This is a genomic window from Siminovitchia thermophila, assembly GCF_016909185.1.
GTDB classification, from domain to species: domain Bacteria; phylum Bacillota; class Bacilli; order Bacillales; family Bacillaceae_C; genus Siminovitchia; species Siminovitchia thermophila.
In genome coordinates this window covers 63,892-79,524 of sequence record NZ_JAFBFH010000018.1, presented here as the reverse complement: position 1 = coordinate 79,524, position 15,633 = coordinate 63,892, and the positions used below count along the sequence as shown (strand labels likewise).

Genomic DNA, 15,633 nt, shown 5'->3' with positions numbered 1-15,633 from the left:
ATCTTGCACAATAAAAATGTAGCTAATTTCCAACAAAAAAACAATCGGAAGATTCAAACCCTCCGATTGTTTATAACATATGTTGACCGCCTACGCTTTTTGAGCGTGTTCTTATATGCCGCCTCTTGCACGGACGGTTATAAGCGAGTAAATATTGCGTTTCTTACTTAATAAGATGTTCTGCGGCCGCTAGGACGGCGCTGCGGTTTCCGGTGGCCCTTGTATGATTGCTGCCCCGGCTTTCCGCGTCTGCTTCGCCCTCCGCCGCCAAAATGCTCCCTTTTAGAAGGAAGCGGACGTTCTTCCGAAATATGGACCGGCGTTTTGTCCGGTTCCTTTGTGATGACTTTGAGCGCAGCAGCAATGATTTCAACAGGATCATCATGCTCAGTCAATAAATCTTTGGCACTCGTTTTATACTCATCCAAATCGCCTTCCTGAATTGCTTCGCTCAGTCTTTCCATCGCGATGCGCTGCTGTCCTTCGAGCGCCTCATCCCAGGTTGGCGGGCGCATCGGCTGCATCCGTTTTTTCGTTGTCTGTTCGACAATACGCAAATAACCCATTTCCCGCGGGCTGACGAATGTAACAGCCATCCCTTCTTTTCCGGCCCGCCCTGTCCGGCCGATCCGGTGAACATAGCTTTCCGGATCTTGCGGGATGTCATAGTTATAAACATGCGTGACACCCGAAATATCCAGGCCCCTGGCGGCAACGTCGGTCGCGACCAGGACGTCGACTCTGCCTTCTTTAAATTTTTTCAATACGGATATGCGCTTCGCCTGGCTTAAATCACCGTGAATTCCTTCTGCTGTATAGCCTCTGACTGTCAAGGCGTTCGCCAGCTCATCCACACGGCGTTTCGTCCGGCCAAAGACGATGGCCAATTCGGGTGATTGCACGTCAAGAAGCCGGGAAAGAACGTCAAATTTTTCCCTTTCAGGCACCTTAATAAAATATTGTTCAATTAAAGGCACCGTCATCTCGCGGGCTTGAACCCGAACTGTTTCAGGCGATTTCATAAACCGTTCGGCAATCCGGCGGATCGGGTCCGGCATCGTTGCTGAAAAAAGCAACGTTTGCCTTTCATCCGGAACGGTTTTCAATATGGCTTCAATATCATCAATAAAGCCCATATTCAACATTTCATCTGCTTCATCCAAAATAAGCGTATGCACATTGTTCAGTTTGAGTGTTCTCCGGTTGATATGGTCAAGAATCCGCCCCGGAGTTCCAACGATAATATGCGGGCCTTTTTTCAATGCGCGGATTTGGCGTTGAATATCCGAGCCACCGTAAACGGCAAGGACTCTTGCACGGGAATCCATACCGATTTTATATAGCTCTTCCGATACTTGAATCGCGAGTTCACGTGTCGGAGCGATAATGATCCCTTGAACCGTCGGGTTTTTTGTATCGATTTTTTCAATAAGGGGAATACCAAATGCGGCCGTTTTTCCCGTACCTGTTTGGGCTTGGCCGATCAAATCTTTCCCTTCCTTGCTGAGAGGAATTGTTTTTGCCTGTATCGGTGTCGCTTCTTCAAAGCCCATTCTATTGACTGCTTTTAAAATAGCCGGGCTTAAATTCAAATCTGAAAACTTCGTCAAAGCTTCTCAATCTCCTTTAAAAAGTATGAGGCAAAATGCCCCACTCACTTTAAGAACCGCTGCAAAAAATTGTAAACGATGTGCTTATTCTATCATTAAAACGAGTCGATTACAATTTTTGGCGACAAAGCCTTTCAGGCATTTTACCATGATTTGTATAATGTTATTCGTCAACTTCCAGTGTCAAAGCTTCCACAACTTTTTCCATTTTCATGCCTCTGGAAGCTTTTACCGCTATGATTTCTCCTCCTGTTAGCTTCTCTTGAAGGGCGGCAGCCAGCTCGTCTTGATCTTGGAAAGAAAAAACCCGCTCTTCCGGGAAGTTTTCTTCTGCCCCCTTCGCAATACTTTTCCCTAACCTTCCGTATGTATAAACATACGTTATTTTTTCGGGACTGATTTCTTCGCCTATTTCCCGATGGAATTTTTCTTCATCTTCCCCGAGTTCCAACATATCGCCCAACACGAGTATTTTTCTTCTTTTTTCATCCATTGATTCAATTAATCCGATCACCGCACGGAGCGCTGTTGGGCTAGAGTTATAGACGTCATTTAAAATGGTGGAACCTTTCGGGCCTTTTCTCCATTCCATTCTCATCGTAGACAGTTTTACAGATTTCAAACCCTCTTTTATATCAGAAAATGGGACAGAAAATTCTCTAGCCGCATGCAGGGCAGCCATGGCGTTCATCATATTATGCTTTCCTGCTATCGGAAGAAACAATGGTTCATCTGGATAACTGGAAACGACAAAAGTGCTTCCTCTTTCTTCCATTTGTATATGTAGCGGATAAAGATCATTGTCCGGCGTTTCTCCAAACGTTTTGAGCCTTGTCTGTTTTAACCTGCTTGCTCTTTGCACAAGCAGCGGTTCATTTCCCGGATAAACGAACAGACTGTCTTCTTTCAGTCCTTCCGTAATTTCAAACTTTGCATCAGCAATGGCTTCCCTTGAACCAAGATCTAGCAAGTGAGCTTCTCCGATATTGGTAATAATCGCCACATCCGGTTTGGCAATATCCGTTAAAAGGGAAATTTCCCCTCTTCCACTCATGCCCATTTCAAGGATGGCAATCTCCGTATCTTCTCTCAAAGATAGAATCGTAAGTGGCAAACCGATATGATTATTCAAATTTCCTGCTGTTTTTTGCACACGGTATGTTTCGCCCATCACAGATGCCGCTATATCTTTTGTCGTTGTTTTTCCATTGCTGCCGGTAATACCGACGACCTTGGCAGGCAGTTCGTTCCGGTAGGCCTTGGCCAGATCCTGCAGCGCTTTTAAAACATCTTTTACCACAATCAGCGGATATCCTTCCGGGGGATGGGGAACGTCCTCTTGCCATAGGGAAGCGGCGGCTCCTTGTTCAAAAGCTTTTTCAACAAATTGGTGGCCGTCCGAATTATCGCCTTTCAAAGGAACGAAAAGGTTGCCGGGAATGATTTTTCTGGAATCAATGGAAGCTCCTTTCAACATAACATGGGCATATGGCGAAAGGTCGTTCATTACATTGATCATGGTGGAGATCTGTCCTATCGTTCTTTCGATCAACGGAATACCTCCTTAAAAAGTATGGGTAATCTTTTGTTTTTCCTCAAAACGCTCTATGCCCAAGTCAATGAGACGCTCAATCAGTTCAGCATATGGAAGACCAGTGTGTTTCCAAAGCAGCGGGAACATGCTGAACGGTGTAAATCCGGGCATTGTATTCACCTCATTGATCAGTACCTGGCCATCTTCTGTTATAAAAAAGTCAACCCGCGCCAGCCCTGAACAATCCAATTCTTTATATGCGGCAATCGCCATTTCACGGAGCTCCGCATACTGCTCTTCGGAAATATCGGCCGGAATGACAAGTTCGGTCGATCCGTCCTGATATTTTGCCTCATAATCGTAAAATGCTTTTTTAGGAACAATCTCCCCCGCAACCGAGCAGGAAACTTCATCATTTCCAAGCAGGCCAATCTCAATTTCGCGTGCCGTTACCCCCTGCTCAATGATGATTTTGCGATCATAGCGAAAGGCCTCTTCAAATGCCGCAACCAATTCTTCCCGGTTTTCACATTTGCTAATGCCGACACTCGATCCGAGATTGGCCGGTTTTACAAAACACGGATACCCAAACCGGGCTTCCACTTCATTATAAGCGGTATCGCGGTCTGCTTCCCAAACGCTGCGAATATACGAAACATATTTTACTTGCCGCAGCCCCGCCTGTGCGAACAAATTTTTCATCGTCACTTTATCCATCCCGGCAGACGATGCAAGCACGCCATTTCCCACATATGGAATATTCAACACTTCCAGTAATCCTTGAATCGTGCCGTCCTCTCCATTCGGACCGTGCAAAAGCGGAAAAACAACATCGTAACCAGACTGAAGAGAAGATGGAATCATATCTGTAGATTTATGTGAAAGCTGATCTTCACCAGTGCTGCTCAGCCCTTCGTTAGAATTGTTATTTAAAAGCTGCAGTTGGGCAACATCTGTGATTGTGTCTGTAATTTTCGATCCTTCGGCCCACTGCCCTTGCTTGGAAATATAAATAGGATAAATATCAAACTTGTTTTTATCAAGCGCTCCGATCACCGCTTTGGCTGTTTGCAGTGAAACCTCATGCTCTGCGGATTTTCCTCCATATAATAAACACAATTTCATTGCTTCTTACATCCCCTATCTTCATGACATGTCTTTTATTTTAACATGATTTGCCGAAAAACAAATGGTTTTCATCAGCCTAGTTTAAAATATGCATTTGGGCAAGCAGGCGTGCAAAGCCTTGGTGTTCAAGAAGGGATTCACTATCATTTTTCCAAAATTTAAAACTAATCGAAATCCTCAAAAATTATGCTATAATAATGCAGACGCCACTCTCACGTTCCCTTAAAAAAAGTTTTTTATAAAGGAGGTTTATCTTGAAAAAGATTGGTTTATTGCCCAGAATTATCATCGCGATTGTCCTCGGCATTTTGATTGGTCTTGTTTCTCCCGAATGGCTTGTGCGTATATTTGCAACATTCAACGGACTCTTTGGAAACTTTCTTAACTTTATTATCCCATTATTAATCATTGGATTTATCGTTCCCGGAATTGCGTCCGTTGGAAAAGGCTCGGGAAAACTGCTGGGGTTCACGGCTGGTATTGCTTATCTTTCCACCATTGGAGCCGGACTGCTCGCCTTTCTTACAGCTAAAATACTATATCCCAACTTGTTGAACAATCAATCTGTCAAAGAGTTCACCAACCCGGAGGAAGCACTGGCATCACCCATGTTCACCGTTGAAATGGCACCAGTGATGGGAGTCATGTCGGCATTGCTATTCTCATTTGTAATCGGAATCGGTATTGCCGCTCTCAAACTCGAAACCATGTTAAAGTTCTCCGAGGATTTTCGATCCATCATTCAATTAACGATTGAAAAGGTCATTATCCCATTACTACCTGTCCATATATTCGGCATCTTCGCCAATATGACGCATGCAGGACAAGTTGGAGCTATTTTAAGCGTCTTTATAAAAGTATTTATCATGATTATCCTGCTTCACCTAACGTACCTAATGATTCAATACACGGTTGCGGGCACGACAAGCAGGCAAAATCCGTTTTCGATGTTAAAAACGATGGTCCCCGCATACTTTACAGCCCTGGGAACACAATCATCAGCAGCAACGATTCCGGTGACATTAAAACAAGGCAAAAAAATCGTAAAACGAGAGCGCATTGCTGATTTCGCCATTCCACTGTGTGCTACGATCCACCTGTCGGGAAGCACGATCACGATTGTCAGTTGTGCCATGGCTGTCATGCTTATGCAGGGTCATACCTACACATTAGCATCTTTAATGCCGTTCATTTTGATGCTTGGAATCACAATGGTCGCCGCTCCCGGCGTTCCAGGCGGAGCCGTGATGGCAGCGGTTGGCCTGCTGGAATCAATGCTTGGATTCGGACCGGCAATGACCGCCTTGATGATCGCCCTTTACATCACGCAAGACAGTTTTGGAACTGCGTGTAATGTTACAGGGGATGGAGCTATCGCAGTGCTCCTTGACAGTACGGTAGACAAAAAAGCAACGGCTTAAAGCCGTGTAAAAGAGGAAAAATGGGCGGAGAAATGCGACTTCCCGCCCATTTTTTAATAGATGATCGCCTGCCATTCACTGTTTCTTCGGTCAAGGACAAGCCTTCCCGCAGGTGCTCTCCTGCTTCGAACCTCAAATTCCTCCACCATTTCATCCATGTCCTGAAAGTCACCCATCACCCAAATCGGAATAACGGCTCTTTGCCTGTCAACGGTGACTTTTTCAAGGGAAAAAGCGAGCCCTTCACACATAAAGTCAGTATATACTTGTAACACTTCCAACGGGACCGGAGGAATGGATCGGCTCCGCAATCTTCCAAAAAATGAACGCTCTCTTTTCGGACTGACCTTGGTGGACAACACACCCCCAAGCATGCCGTAAAAGTGCTCCCAGTGTTTATAATAGGTTCTATTGAAGAAGCCGTCTTCCTGGGTAAGATAGGCATACTGGTTTCCAAGAATTCGATAAAATGGCGGCCTGAGCGGAGCTTTCATATGGCTTAAATACAAAAGCTCCGCCAATGATTGGCTTTCCATTTCATTTAAATCATCCTCATCCGTAAAATCAATCCAGCAAAAATCACCATATCGATCGACATGATCATTCATCAGTTGCTGAATGCTATCTTCCGATGCGTAATGAAGAAGTGTATGCATATTAAAATATCCGTCCTCAAATTTATGCTTCAATAGCAAAAGATTCGCAGGCTTAAATGGAATGCTGTCCATAAACTCTGGAAACTCAATCCCATATGACAATACATACTTGTGCGTATAGTTCATATGTACGTATATTACATTTTTACCGCCAGAATGATTTCTCAACGATACATCCTCCACATCAGATTAACGATGAACCTATTGGTATATCTATATAATAGCAAAAATAACTTGTTGTAGTATTACATATTTACTACAAATTTCACCAATTCAAAAACCAATAGTTTACAGGCGTTCCATTTGGGGACATGTCAACATTGAATACGTGTATATCAATTAAATGGAAATGGGGCGTTTTTTATCACAAACAACTTCTTCCAGGAAACAAATTCCTTTTTGTGGAAAATAACTAAAAAATCTGCCGGAATCATGATAAGAATCTCCATTTAGAGGGTAAAGTAGGGATACAACGAACAGACTTTTCCAATAGGAGGTGAAGTCCCATCCGGATGAAAAAAGAATCCGGTAGTGGGATGCTCCATTGCTTGTTATCAACATTTTACTCGTCATCTTACTCATTGGTTTAACAGCATTTTTCGTAGCATCAGAGTTTGCCATCGTAAAAGTCAGGAGTTCACGCCTCGATCAATTGATGGCGGAAGGAAATAAAAAGGCGGCTATAGCCAAGCGCCTTGTGGCAAATTTAGACGGTTATTTATCAGCAACCCAGCTGGGCATTACCGTAACTGCCCTTGGACTTGGTTGGCTTGGAGAGCCAACGGTTCAAGTCATCGTAACACCTATCTTTGAGAGCCTGAATATACCTGAGCCATTGTCAGGAGTCCTTTCTTTTGTCATTGCCTTCAGCCTGGTCACATTTCTCCATGTCGTAATCGGAGAACTCGCTCCAAAAACATTTGCCATCCACAAGGCAGAAGAAATTACTCTTGCGGTGGCGATACCGCTTATCTGGTTTTATAAAATCATGTTTCCCTTCATTTGGCTGTTGAATGGAGCGGCACGCCTAATAGTGGGGTTATTTGGAGTCAAGCCCGCTTCGGAAGGAGATATTGCCCATTCCGAAGAAGAACTCAGGATTATTTTATCGGACAGTTTAAAAAGCGGGGAAATCAATCAGTCGGAATATCAGTATGTGAATCGGATTTTTGAATTCGATAACCGGGTAGCAAAAGAAATCATGGTTCCAAGAACAGAGATCTTGACAATTGATAAATCAGCCACTGTTAGTGAAATGATGAAAATCATTAAGAAGCAGCGTTTTACCCGCTATCCTGTTATTGACGGAGATAAAGACAACATAATTGGGGTCGTCAACATCAAAGAATTTCTAACCGACTGCATGGAAGACAATTGCACTGACAACCAGCCGATTTTACCATATGTAAAGCCGGCCATCCGTGTCATTGAGACAATCCCGATCCAACAGCTCCTTGTTAAAATGCAAAAAGAACGAAACCATATAGCTGTTTTATTTGATGAGTACGGAGGAACCGCAGGCATTGTGACGGTTGAAGATATACTAGAAGAGATTGTTGGAGAAATCAGAGATGAATTTGATGAAGATGAAATGCCATACATTCGCAAACAGGGGGAAAAACATTACCTGCTTGATGCCAAAGTTTTAATAGAAGAAGTGAACGATCTTTTGGCGACCCATATCGAATGTGAAGATATTGACACCATTGGCGGTTGGCTTTTAACACAAAAATACGATTTGCAGGAAGGGGATGTAATCGAAGCTGAAGGATATCAATTTCATGTAAAATCCATGGACGCCAAACATATTCATGTGATTGAGGTAACTCCTTCTGGATGACCATTTTATTACCCAGGAAATGATGCATTTCGACAAAATGATTATATAATCTTAATGTGGAAAGCTCCAAAAAACGCATGAATAAGGGGCTGGGACAAACCCTGTAAAATGAAATAAACCGCATGGAATCAAGTTTAAAACCTTGATTTCACGCGGTTTTATTCTCACGATCTTTACGAATATGAATCAGCTTTTAATTTATGTCTCGGCCCCTATTGTGTTAAAAAATCCCTATCATCGCTACATCAACATATTTCGCTTTCCGCAGGTCTCTTCAGCTTCCTCGGAAAGCAAAGGGTCGCTTTCCTGCGGGATCTTCAGCTCGAACTATTCCCGCAGGAGTCTACCTATTTTGACTACGCTAAAAGCTTACGCATTATACACTGGGACAATTTATCCCGCTTGTAAGGTGCCGCAAGACTTCCACTTCAAAATCTTGAGTGAATACAAGAGAAAACGGCACCTAAATGCCCGATTGGTTCAACTAACATTCAGTAGGAGCCCTACTGAATGAAGTTTCACTTTATTGTTCGTTTTTTCATCAGCTGATTTTGTTGTGTCCCAGTCTCTACTACTCTATATCTAAAATTGGCATTCAGTATAACCTGGCATTGTCTCGATTTCAGCAAAGACTTCCATTAGTTCAAGCCTTGACTTCGTCTTTGAAATGTTCACTCCCATCTCCATAAGACTATTGATCATTTGTTCCAATTGCTCATGATCTCTTTGCAAAAAGACCACCTCATTTAGAATTTCCACTAATGACATTTTACCTTAAATTTTATGTAGTGTGTATCGCTTACAAAATAATTCACAAAATTTCTATCAAATGTTAAAAGTTTTCTTTATATATCCCCTATTTTTTATCGAATAAACCTGTTTTTTTGAAAAAGGGCTATTCCATCAATATGCTGGAATAGCCCTCCCTTTTATTCGCTTGGGTTCATATCCGAAAAGCGGTCTTTTGCTTCTTCATATTTTTACTTTGCTTCTCCTTTTGCCTTGTCCCATTTTCCTTCCGCCTGAAGCCGCTTGTTATCCGTCGCTTCACCAAAAGTATCTTTCGCTTCGCCTTTCACTTTATCCCAAGTTCCTTCTATTTTTCTATTCTTGCTCATAAGGTTTCCTCCTTTTAAAAAAGAATTATATTTTATACGTACCCGCTGTAAAAAACGCAAAACCAAATAGAGCAAACGAATCCGTTTGCTCTATTTACGGAGATATTTTCTTTTCCGAGAAGGTCATGAATGAACGAAAAAACGCAATGGCTCTTCTTTTCTTTTTATTTCGGCTTGCTTCTAAACGTTCAAGCAAAAGCTGGTCACGTTCTCGATCCTTTATTTTTTCGGCCAGTTTTTCTACTTTCATTGTCAGCTTTTCATTAATATTTGCCAGTTCGGCTTGTTTTTCTTCTAAATAATGGATTTTTTCCGTCAACTTTCCAATTGTGATTTCTTTTTCTGCACTAGGGAGAACCTGCTCACCCCGGCTGGCCACCTGTGCTGCTGTAGCTTCTGCCGCCTGCTCCACTGTCCAGCCTTCCTTGGAAATGCTGTCGATCATTTCTTTTATGTTATCCAAATCCTTTTTCCGAAAAATCCGTCCGTTATTTGCTCCACGTTGAAAACCGTAACCCTTTGACTCCAGAATGACTGCATAATTTCTGAGGGTGCTGACCCCAATTCCCAATGCCTTGGCTGCCTCGGAAGTAAATACTTCTTTTTCCACAACAGACCCTCCCCGATTTTCACTTGTACTAATACATATTCTTCATTCGGAAAGATTGTCCTCTCTCTAATAATGTAGATTGGAAGGAAGTTTTGTCACGCCCTTTTTCAAAAAAAGACAAGGAGAGCACTTTTTTTACATAAGAGTCAACAGCGATAAAAACCAAACTGCATGGTTCTGCTCATCTGCGGCGGCCCTTCGAAACACATGCCTCATATATGGGTGGTTTGCCCGATCCGCGACATGAAGATAAAAATCAACGGTGTCTTGTTCATTTTCAAAAGCGAACCTTAATCCCTCACGATATCGATCCGGACATGGTTCGCTTATCTCTGGTACTGGTTGACGTTTGATAAGGAACATATACAGTGCAGAAAACTCATGAAAATGCCGAATTTCATCTTCCCGAATCTCCGTTATGATCTTTTTTTCTTTCTTTGTCGGTGCCATCTCGATCAGTTTCGTATAACACTGTATGGCGCTGTACTCCCCATTGACAGCTCTTGCAACCTCCTTCAAAAGTCCTTGGTCGACCGTAAAACTTTTCAACGGCTATCTTCCTCTCTTTTTTTCTGTTGTATCATATGCCGTCGCTGTACCAAGGTGCTTGCCCTAAGCACAAGGAGCTATATGCGCCAACATTTTGCCGCTATCTACAAGTAAGCAAGAAACATCAGCCACTATTCTTCTTTTTGCTGAATGAGGAATTTGTTAGGAGCGCCAAGGTGGCAGAGCTGATAACAGTCCCAAAATGAAATACAGGCATCCGTTTCGATCCTTCATGGAACAATACACAAGGCGTCAGAGCTCGTTTGTGAAATGTTAATGGGCGCTTTTTAGTATAAAGATCAATGAATGAAAATAAGTTGAAGCAGATCAGTTTTTCTGATAAAGCTTTTTAGAAGACAATAGTTGCACCATTATAATAACGATGCTTCGTTATAAATAGTGAAGGGAGACGGTGGAAGGCGTTAATAAATTTATGAGGTTGAGAAACATACAATCCAAAGGACATATCCAGAACATTAAATTTTCAAATTTTAAACATCATTATTACTCACTTTGATTTTATGCTAGTGGAGTCAAAGGAGAGTGTCCATGTCGGCCTTTGAACGCTCTCCTCTTGCATTTAAAACTTTGACATCATCTTCTGATCCTTACTTATGATGATGGAACTGGTTCCAGTAAAAAACAGCTGATTGCTTTATCATTCTTATTCTCACCCTGAAAGAGTAAATTCAATTCTATGGCATGTACATTCTGCCCGCATACTCTCTCATTTTTTCTCCCAGAGTGCTATTTTGAATACCAGATATCTTACTTCAACCAAAAGACATTTGCATGAGAATAATGATTTTTAGGAGTTCAAGCCGTTTAACACTTTATGTAGCAAGCGACGGTTCCCGCCATAAACAGATAGGAGCGATGGTCACTACATTCCAACGCTCCTCTGGACTACCTTGTTTGGCCACGGTGAAAATACCCGATCATCCCATTATCAAACCTGCCAAGGGCGATTGATGGATGGCGTCCTTTTTCTTGGGATGCTCGGGCCAAGTTCTTTGCGACTCATCCGCCTTGGTTCCATGCCATTTTCAATTCTCGTTTTCAAAACTTGCGGCATGGAATACAAGTTTGGCGGTAAAAATACCCGTTTTGCCAGCATTCCGCATTCCGGACATCCGGCACTCCCCCGGTTCCCCTCCATGTTCCGAAAAACCAATGTAAACTCCCCGCAATCATTGCAACGAAATGTATAGCTTGGCAAAATATTTCCTCCTGTTATTTCGGCATGATGTCTTTTTCAAATATTTGCGTTGGTAGCGCAACCGTACAACAAGCGTTCGGAATATCGACAATGCCGGCGACATGGCCTTCAACCGGTGCCGAACTGAGCAGCATGTATGCCTGCTCACCTGTATATCCAAGTGTTTTTAAGTAGTCAATCGCGTTTAGGCATGCCCTCCGATAAGCGATGTTGGCATCCAAATAGTGTTGTTTTCCATCTTTTTCATCAACAGAAACGCCTTCAAAGACGAGAAAGTCGGTGTAAAGAGGATCGACAGGCCCCGGTTTGAAAACAGGGTTGTTTTTAATCATATATTTTTCCATTCCACCTTTGATGACATCGACCTTCAGGTCGATCCATCCCGACATTTCAATTCCGCCGCAGAATGTAATTTCCCCGTCCCCTTGCGAGAAATGGAGGTCTCCCACCGACAACTTTGCTCCGTCCACAAACACCGGGAAGAAAATTCTGGATCCTTTCGACAAGTTTTTGATATCACAGTTTCCGCCGTTTTCCCTTGGAGGCACGGTCCGTGCACCTTCCTTGGCTACCCGGTCAAAATCGGCACCTTTGAGTGTTCCTAAAACGGCGCTTTCAGGTGTTGGCAAATTGGCAAGCGGCGGCTCCCGATCGGGATTTGTTGCCTTTAATGCTTCCTCTCTCCTGTTCCACTCGTTCAGCAGTTCCAGCGATGGCGCCACTCCGATGAGACCCGGATGAATGATTCCTGCAAACTTAACCCCAGGCACATGGCGTGAAGTTGTATAAATCCCTTCGAAATCCCAAATGGATTTTTGCGCTTCCGGAAAATGGTCGACGAGAAAGCTGCCACCGTTTTCTTTTGCAAAAATCCCATTAAATCCCCATTCATATTCCTGAAAAGCGCCTATATCCAAAATATCAACGACCAACAAATCTCCCGGCTTTGCCCCATTTACGTAAACTGGCCCGCTCAACACATGAACGCGTTCCAGATTTACGTCCCTTACATCGTTAGGACTGTCATTATTTTGAATTTGACCATCCGTCCACTCCTTGCACTCCATCCGAAATGCCGTTCCCGGATTGACCGAAAAAGCGGCCGGGATATCAGGGTGCCACCGATTATGTCCCGGGTGAGCCTGTCCCTCCATTGGTTTGCTAAGGTCCAGCTTAAACATTGTCTTGGGCATGCTTACTTTCCTCCCTACATGATTTTTCAACATCTTTGAGAAAAAATTGTGCAACTACATTATATTATAAAGTTTCAAAAAATTATATTGTTTTCAAAAACACTTCCCCATGACGATAACCCGGGACCGCTTAAACTTCTTCTGCTCGACTATGACACTTCGTAAAAAAATGGGGATATAAAATCAATCATTGCCTATCGACGAAACCCATACCTTTCAACTGCCTGTATAAAGTGCTTCCCGCTATTCCCAAGTGTTTTGCGGCCAAGCTGTAATCGCCGTTGCAAAGCTGGATGGAGCGAATCAGCGCCTGTTTTTTAATCTGTTCCTTTAATGGGACCTCCCCATTATACTGGGGCATCAGTCTTCCAAATAAAGTGAAACTTCATTCAGTAGGCGTTTTCTTCCATCTCCTACTGAATGTTAGTTGAACCAATCGGGCATTTAGATGCCGTTTCTCCCACTTGGACATTTTGTATTCACTCAAGATTTTAATGTGGGAGTCTTACGGCACCTTATATGCGGGATAAATCTACCGGCAACACTTCCATGCCAAGCTCACATCCGCTCATTCTGACCAAGGCCATCTCCAATATATGTTGGAGCTCACGAATATTGCCGGGCCACTCGTATAGCTGAAGCGTATCGTAAAATGAAGGAGATACCTTGATAAAAGGCTTGCCCCATCTCTCTGCCCATTTTTCAATAAAATGGGCGGCCAGTAATGGAATATCTTCCCTTATTTCCCGGAGAGGCGGAAGATGAATCGGGATGACGTTCAGATGGAAAAATAGATCTTCCCGAAAATTCCCTTTCTCTACTTCCTCATGCAAATTTTTATTTGTCGCTGCGATAATTCGAACATCGATTGGAATCATCTTATGGCCGCCAATCCGGACAACTTCTTTTTCTTGTAAAATCCTTAGCAGAACCACTTGCATTTCCAAAGACATTTCACCAATTTCATTTAAAAAAGCCGTTCCCCCGTCCGCAAGTTCGAACTTTCCCGAACTGCCGACTCTCCGTGTACCCGTAAAAGCGCCATCCTCATAGCCGAAAAGCTCACTGCCGAGCAAATCACGTGGAACGCCGCCGCAATTGATCACAATAAATGGTTTATGTTTTCGCTTGCTTTCGTTATGGATCGACTGCGCAAAAATGTCTTTGCCTGTCCCACTTTCGCCAATGAGCAGCACGTTGGAATCAGAACGGGCGGCCTTTTTGCCTTCCAGCTTACTTTTCCGGATGATTTTGCTTTTACCAACAATATCTCGAAATGTCACTTTCTCCTGGCTGCCTGAAAGCGGATCGATGAATGGCCTTGCTCTTTGAATTTCTTTTATCGTTAATAATTTCCCGATTTTTTGACTATGTTGAAAGATCGTTTTGGAGGTAAGCAACACATGAGTCTGTTTTAGATTGTTTAACAATTTTAGTTTTATTTCTTGATGCAGGTCATTTGGAATAGCTGGCAAATCATAGAAGATGCGATTTATAAAAATGTCCGTAACATGCTTTCCGAGCAATTCATGTTCTTTCTTTTGGATGATCCGCTGCAACACTCGATTCGTCTTGATAATTTTCCCATATGTATCAATGATGATCATTCCCTCAGCAAACGTATCCGTCGTGACTTCCAAAAGACGGTTCTTCACTTCGTTGCCTCTTGATTTTTCTAACATTTGTAATTGCTTCTCGATGGCCTCTGCAGAAGGAACAACCAAACCAAGCGTGTGGGGATGAGCTTTCCCTCCCAGCCCCGACATATTCAAAACGCCAACCATATTTCCCGCAGAATTGCGGATCGGAGCTGCGGAACACGTCCATGGATGGCTTGCTTGTATATAATGTTCGAACTCCCAAATTTGTGTAGGTTTTCCTCTTGCGATACAAGTGCCAATCCCGTTGGCCCCCTTTGCCTCTTCGCTCCATAACGCCCCTTCCAGAAATTGAACTTTCTCGGCCAATCGTAACGGCTCCTTATCACCCAGCATTTTGATAAGACGGCCATGTTCGTCACACAGAATAACAAGAAAACCCGAGCCTTTGACAATGGAAAAAAGATGTTCCATAAGCGGGAGAGAAGTGCTGATAAATTCCTTTTTCTTCAACTGCAGACTTTTCAATTCACTAGGCGACATCACATTTGTTCCCCTATGGATATACGGATCCACACCGTAAGCTTTTGAACGCAGCCATGCCTCCCGTACCTCTTTTTTGACAACTCTATGGAGCTGTCCATGCCGAACGAAATCCTCCCAAAGCTCCTGCATCAACTTTCTTTTTATCAAATAGATCACCTCAAAGATATCTTATTTTCATTATAGATTGATCTTTATGAAAATTGAAATTTCTTTTTATGGCCAAAAAGAACTAAAAGCGTGCTAGGTCTTTTATCATGGTTTCATTTTATCATTAAAGAAGCGAAAAAAGTAGCTATTCTGTATGGAACAGTCCATCCAAGCCATAATAACGTAAAAAGGAGAGAATCTTTCATGAATATATTTGAACCTCCGTATTCTCCCGGAGACATTGTTTATGTCCTGTACCGCAACCCCCATACGCAAAACGTTGCCATGATTCAAGAGGCGGCCATTGTCAGCGATCCCGATCACCCGGGCCAACTTGCCGTTTTCCTGTACGAAACGTACTATCCGATCACGGAGGATATGGCAATTTACCGTACGGAGGAAGAGGCTGAAAAAGCTTATAACTACTACTTTGGCTCAGTTGAATAATTTTTCATACAAACCTA

Annotated in this window: 15 protein-coding genes; 3 read left to right on the top strand and 12 right to left on the bottom strand. The window is 43.1% G+C overall.

Going from position 1 to position 15,633, the window contains the following annotated elements; all coding sequences use genetic code 11:
• Positions 1 to 167: 167 nt before the first annotated feature.
• From JOC94_RS13290 to JOC94_RS13280, 3 genes are all read right to left on the bottom strand, one after another.
• On the bottom strand, positions 168 to 1,610 hold the full coding sequence (locus tag JOC94_RS13290) for a DEAD/DEAH box helicase (protein ID WP_077111427.1): 1,443 nt from the start codon (positions 1,608 to 1,610) through the stop codon (positions 168 to 170).
• A 163-nt stretch (positions 1,611 to 1,773) separates the two neighbouring features.
• Positions 1,774 to 3,162 (bottom strand): UDP-N-acetylmuramoyl-tripeptide--D-alanyl-D-alanine ligase, encoded by a 1,389-nt coding sequence (locus JOC94_RS13285; RefSeq protein ID WP_205179581.1) that lies wholly within the window; start codon positions 3,160 to 3,162, stop codon positions 1,774 to 1,776.
• Positions 3,163 to 3,174: 12 nt separating this feature from the next.
• Positions 3,175 to 4,269: a D-alanine--D-alanine ligase gene (locus tag JOC94_RS13280; protein ID WP_077111429.1), complete on the bottom strand. Its 1,095-nt coding sequence runs from the start codon at positions 4,267 to 4,269 to the stop codon at positions 3,175 to 3,177.
• A gap of 257 nt (positions 4,270 to 4,526) precedes the next feature.
• Between JOC94_RS13280 and JOC94_RS13275 the strand changes: the two genes are divergently transcribed.
• The gene (locus tag JOC94_RS13275) at positions 4,527 to 5,693 is read left to right on the top strand and encodes a dicarboxylate/amino acid:cation symporter (RefSeq protein WP_077111430.1); all 1,167 of its coding nucleotides are present in this window, start codon (positions 4,527 to 4,529) and stop codon (positions 5,691 to 5,693) included.
• Between the two features lie 53 nt (positions 5,694 to 5,746).
• On the opposite strand, the gene JOC94_RS13270 is transcribed toward JOC94_RS13275, so the two are convergent.
• Positions 5,747 to 6,517 carry a hypothetical protein gene (locus JOC94_RS13270; protein ID WP_205179579.1) on the bottom strand — a complete coding sequence of 257 codons (771 nt, stop codon included), beginning with the start codon at positions 6,515 to 6,517 and terminating at the stop codon, positions 5,747 to 5,749.
• Between the two features lie 376 nt (positions 6,518 to 6,893).
• Between JOC94_RS13270 and JOC94_RS13265 the strand changes: the two genes are divergently transcribed.
• Complete coding sequence (locus tag JOC94_RS13265; RefSeq protein WP_205179577.1) at positions 6,894 to 8,189, top strand: hemolysin family protein; 1,296 nt, start codon at positions 6,894 to 6,896, stop codon at positions 8,187 to 8,189.
• Between the two features lie 582 nt (positions 8,190 to 8,771).
• On the opposite strand, the gene JOC94_RS13260 is transcribed toward JOC94_RS13265, so the two are convergent.
• From JOC94_RS13260 to JOC94_RS13225, 8 genes are all read right to left on the bottom strand, one after another.
• On the bottom strand, positions 8,772 to 8,921 hold the full coding sequence (locus tag JOC94_RS13260; RefSeq protein WP_205179575.1) for an Lmo0850 family protein: 150 nt from the start codon (positions 8,919 to 8,921) through the stop codon (positions 8,772 to 8,774).
• Between the two features lie 248 nt (positions 8,922 to 9,169).
• Entirely contained in the window at positions 9,170 to 9,307 is a 138-nt protein-coding gene (locus JOC94_RS13255) for a CsbD family protein (RefSeq protein ID WP_205179573.1), read from the bottom strand.
• A gap of 94 nt (positions 9,308 to 9,401) precedes the next feature.
• Positions 9,402 to 9,917 (bottom strand): MerR family transcriptional regulator, encoded by a 516-nt coding sequence (locus JOC94_RS13250; RefSeq protein ID WP_077111435.1) that lies wholly within the window; start codon positions 9,915 to 9,917, stop codon positions 9,402 to 9,404.
• Between the two features lie 135 nt (positions 9,918 to 10,052).
• Entirely contained in the window at positions 10,053 to 10,466 is a 414-nt protein-coding gene (locus tag JOC94_RS13245; RefSeq protein ID WP_236017092.1) for a ferritin-like domain-containing protein, read from the bottom strand.
• A 949-nt stretch (positions 10,467 to 11,415) separates the two neighbouring features.
• Positions 11,416 to 11,685 carry a zinc ribbon domain-containing protein gene (locus tag JOC94_RS13240; protein ID WP_077111437.1) on the bottom strand — a complete coding sequence of 90 codons (270 nt, stop codon included), beginning with the start codon at positions 11,683 to 11,685 and terminating at the stop codon, positions 11,416 to 11,418.
• A gap of 14 nt (positions 11,686 to 11,699) precedes the next feature.
• Positions 11,700 to 12,878: a formamidase gene (gene fmdA / locus JOC94_RS13235; protein ID WP_205179571.1), complete on the bottom strand. Its 1,179-nt coding sequence runs from the start codon at positions 12,876 to 12,878 to the stop codon at positions 11,700 to 11,702.
• 187 nt (positions 12,879 to 13,065) lie between these two features.
• On the bottom strand, positions 13,066 to 13,239 hold the full coding sequence (locus tag JOC94_RS13230) for a helix-turn-helix domain-containing protein (RefSeq protein WP_205179568.1): 174 nt from the start codon (positions 13,237 to 13,239) through the stop codon (positions 13,066 to 13,068).
• Positions 13,240 to 13,393: 154 nt separating this feature from the next.
• On the bottom strand, positions 13,394 to 15,169 hold the full coding sequence (locus JOC94_RS13225) for a sigma-54-dependent Fis family transcriptional regulator (protein ID WP_205179566.1): 1,776 nt from the start codon (positions 15,167 to 15,169) through the stop codon (positions 13,394 to 13,396).
• Positions 15,170 to 15,373: 204 nt separating this feature from the next.
• Here JOC94_RS13225 and JOC94_RS13220 point away from each other — a divergent pair, with 204 nt between their 5' ends.
• On the top strand, positions 15,374 to 15,616 hold the full coding sequence (locus JOC94_RS13220) for a transcriptional regulator SplA domain-containing protein (protein WP_205179564.1): 243 nt from the start codon (positions 15,374 to 15,376) through the stop codon (positions 15,614 to 15,616).
• The last annotated feature ends 17 nt before the right edge of the window (positions 15,617 to 15,633 follow it).

Coding starts and splice junctions, on each gene's coding strand:
- JOC94_RS13280 (WP_077111429.1), bottom strand. CDS start 4,269: ATGAAATTGTGTTTATTATATGGAGGAAAATCCGCAGAGCATGAGGTT.
- JOC94_RS13255 (WP_205179573.1), bottom strand. CDS start 9,307: ATGAGCAAGAATAGAAAAATAGAAGGAACTTGGGATAAAGTGAAAGGC.
- fmdA (WP_205179571.1), bottom strand. CDS start 12,878: ATGCCCAAGACAATGTTTAAGCTGGACCTTAGCAAACCAATGGAGGGA.
- JOC94_RS13230 (WP_205179568.1), bottom strand. CDS start 13,239: ATGCCCCAGTATAATGGGGAGGTCCCATTAAAGGAACAGATTAAAAAA.
- JOC94_RS13220 (WP_205179564.1), top strand. CDS start 15,374: ATGAATATATTTGAACCTCCGTATTCTCCCGGAGACATTGTTTATGTC.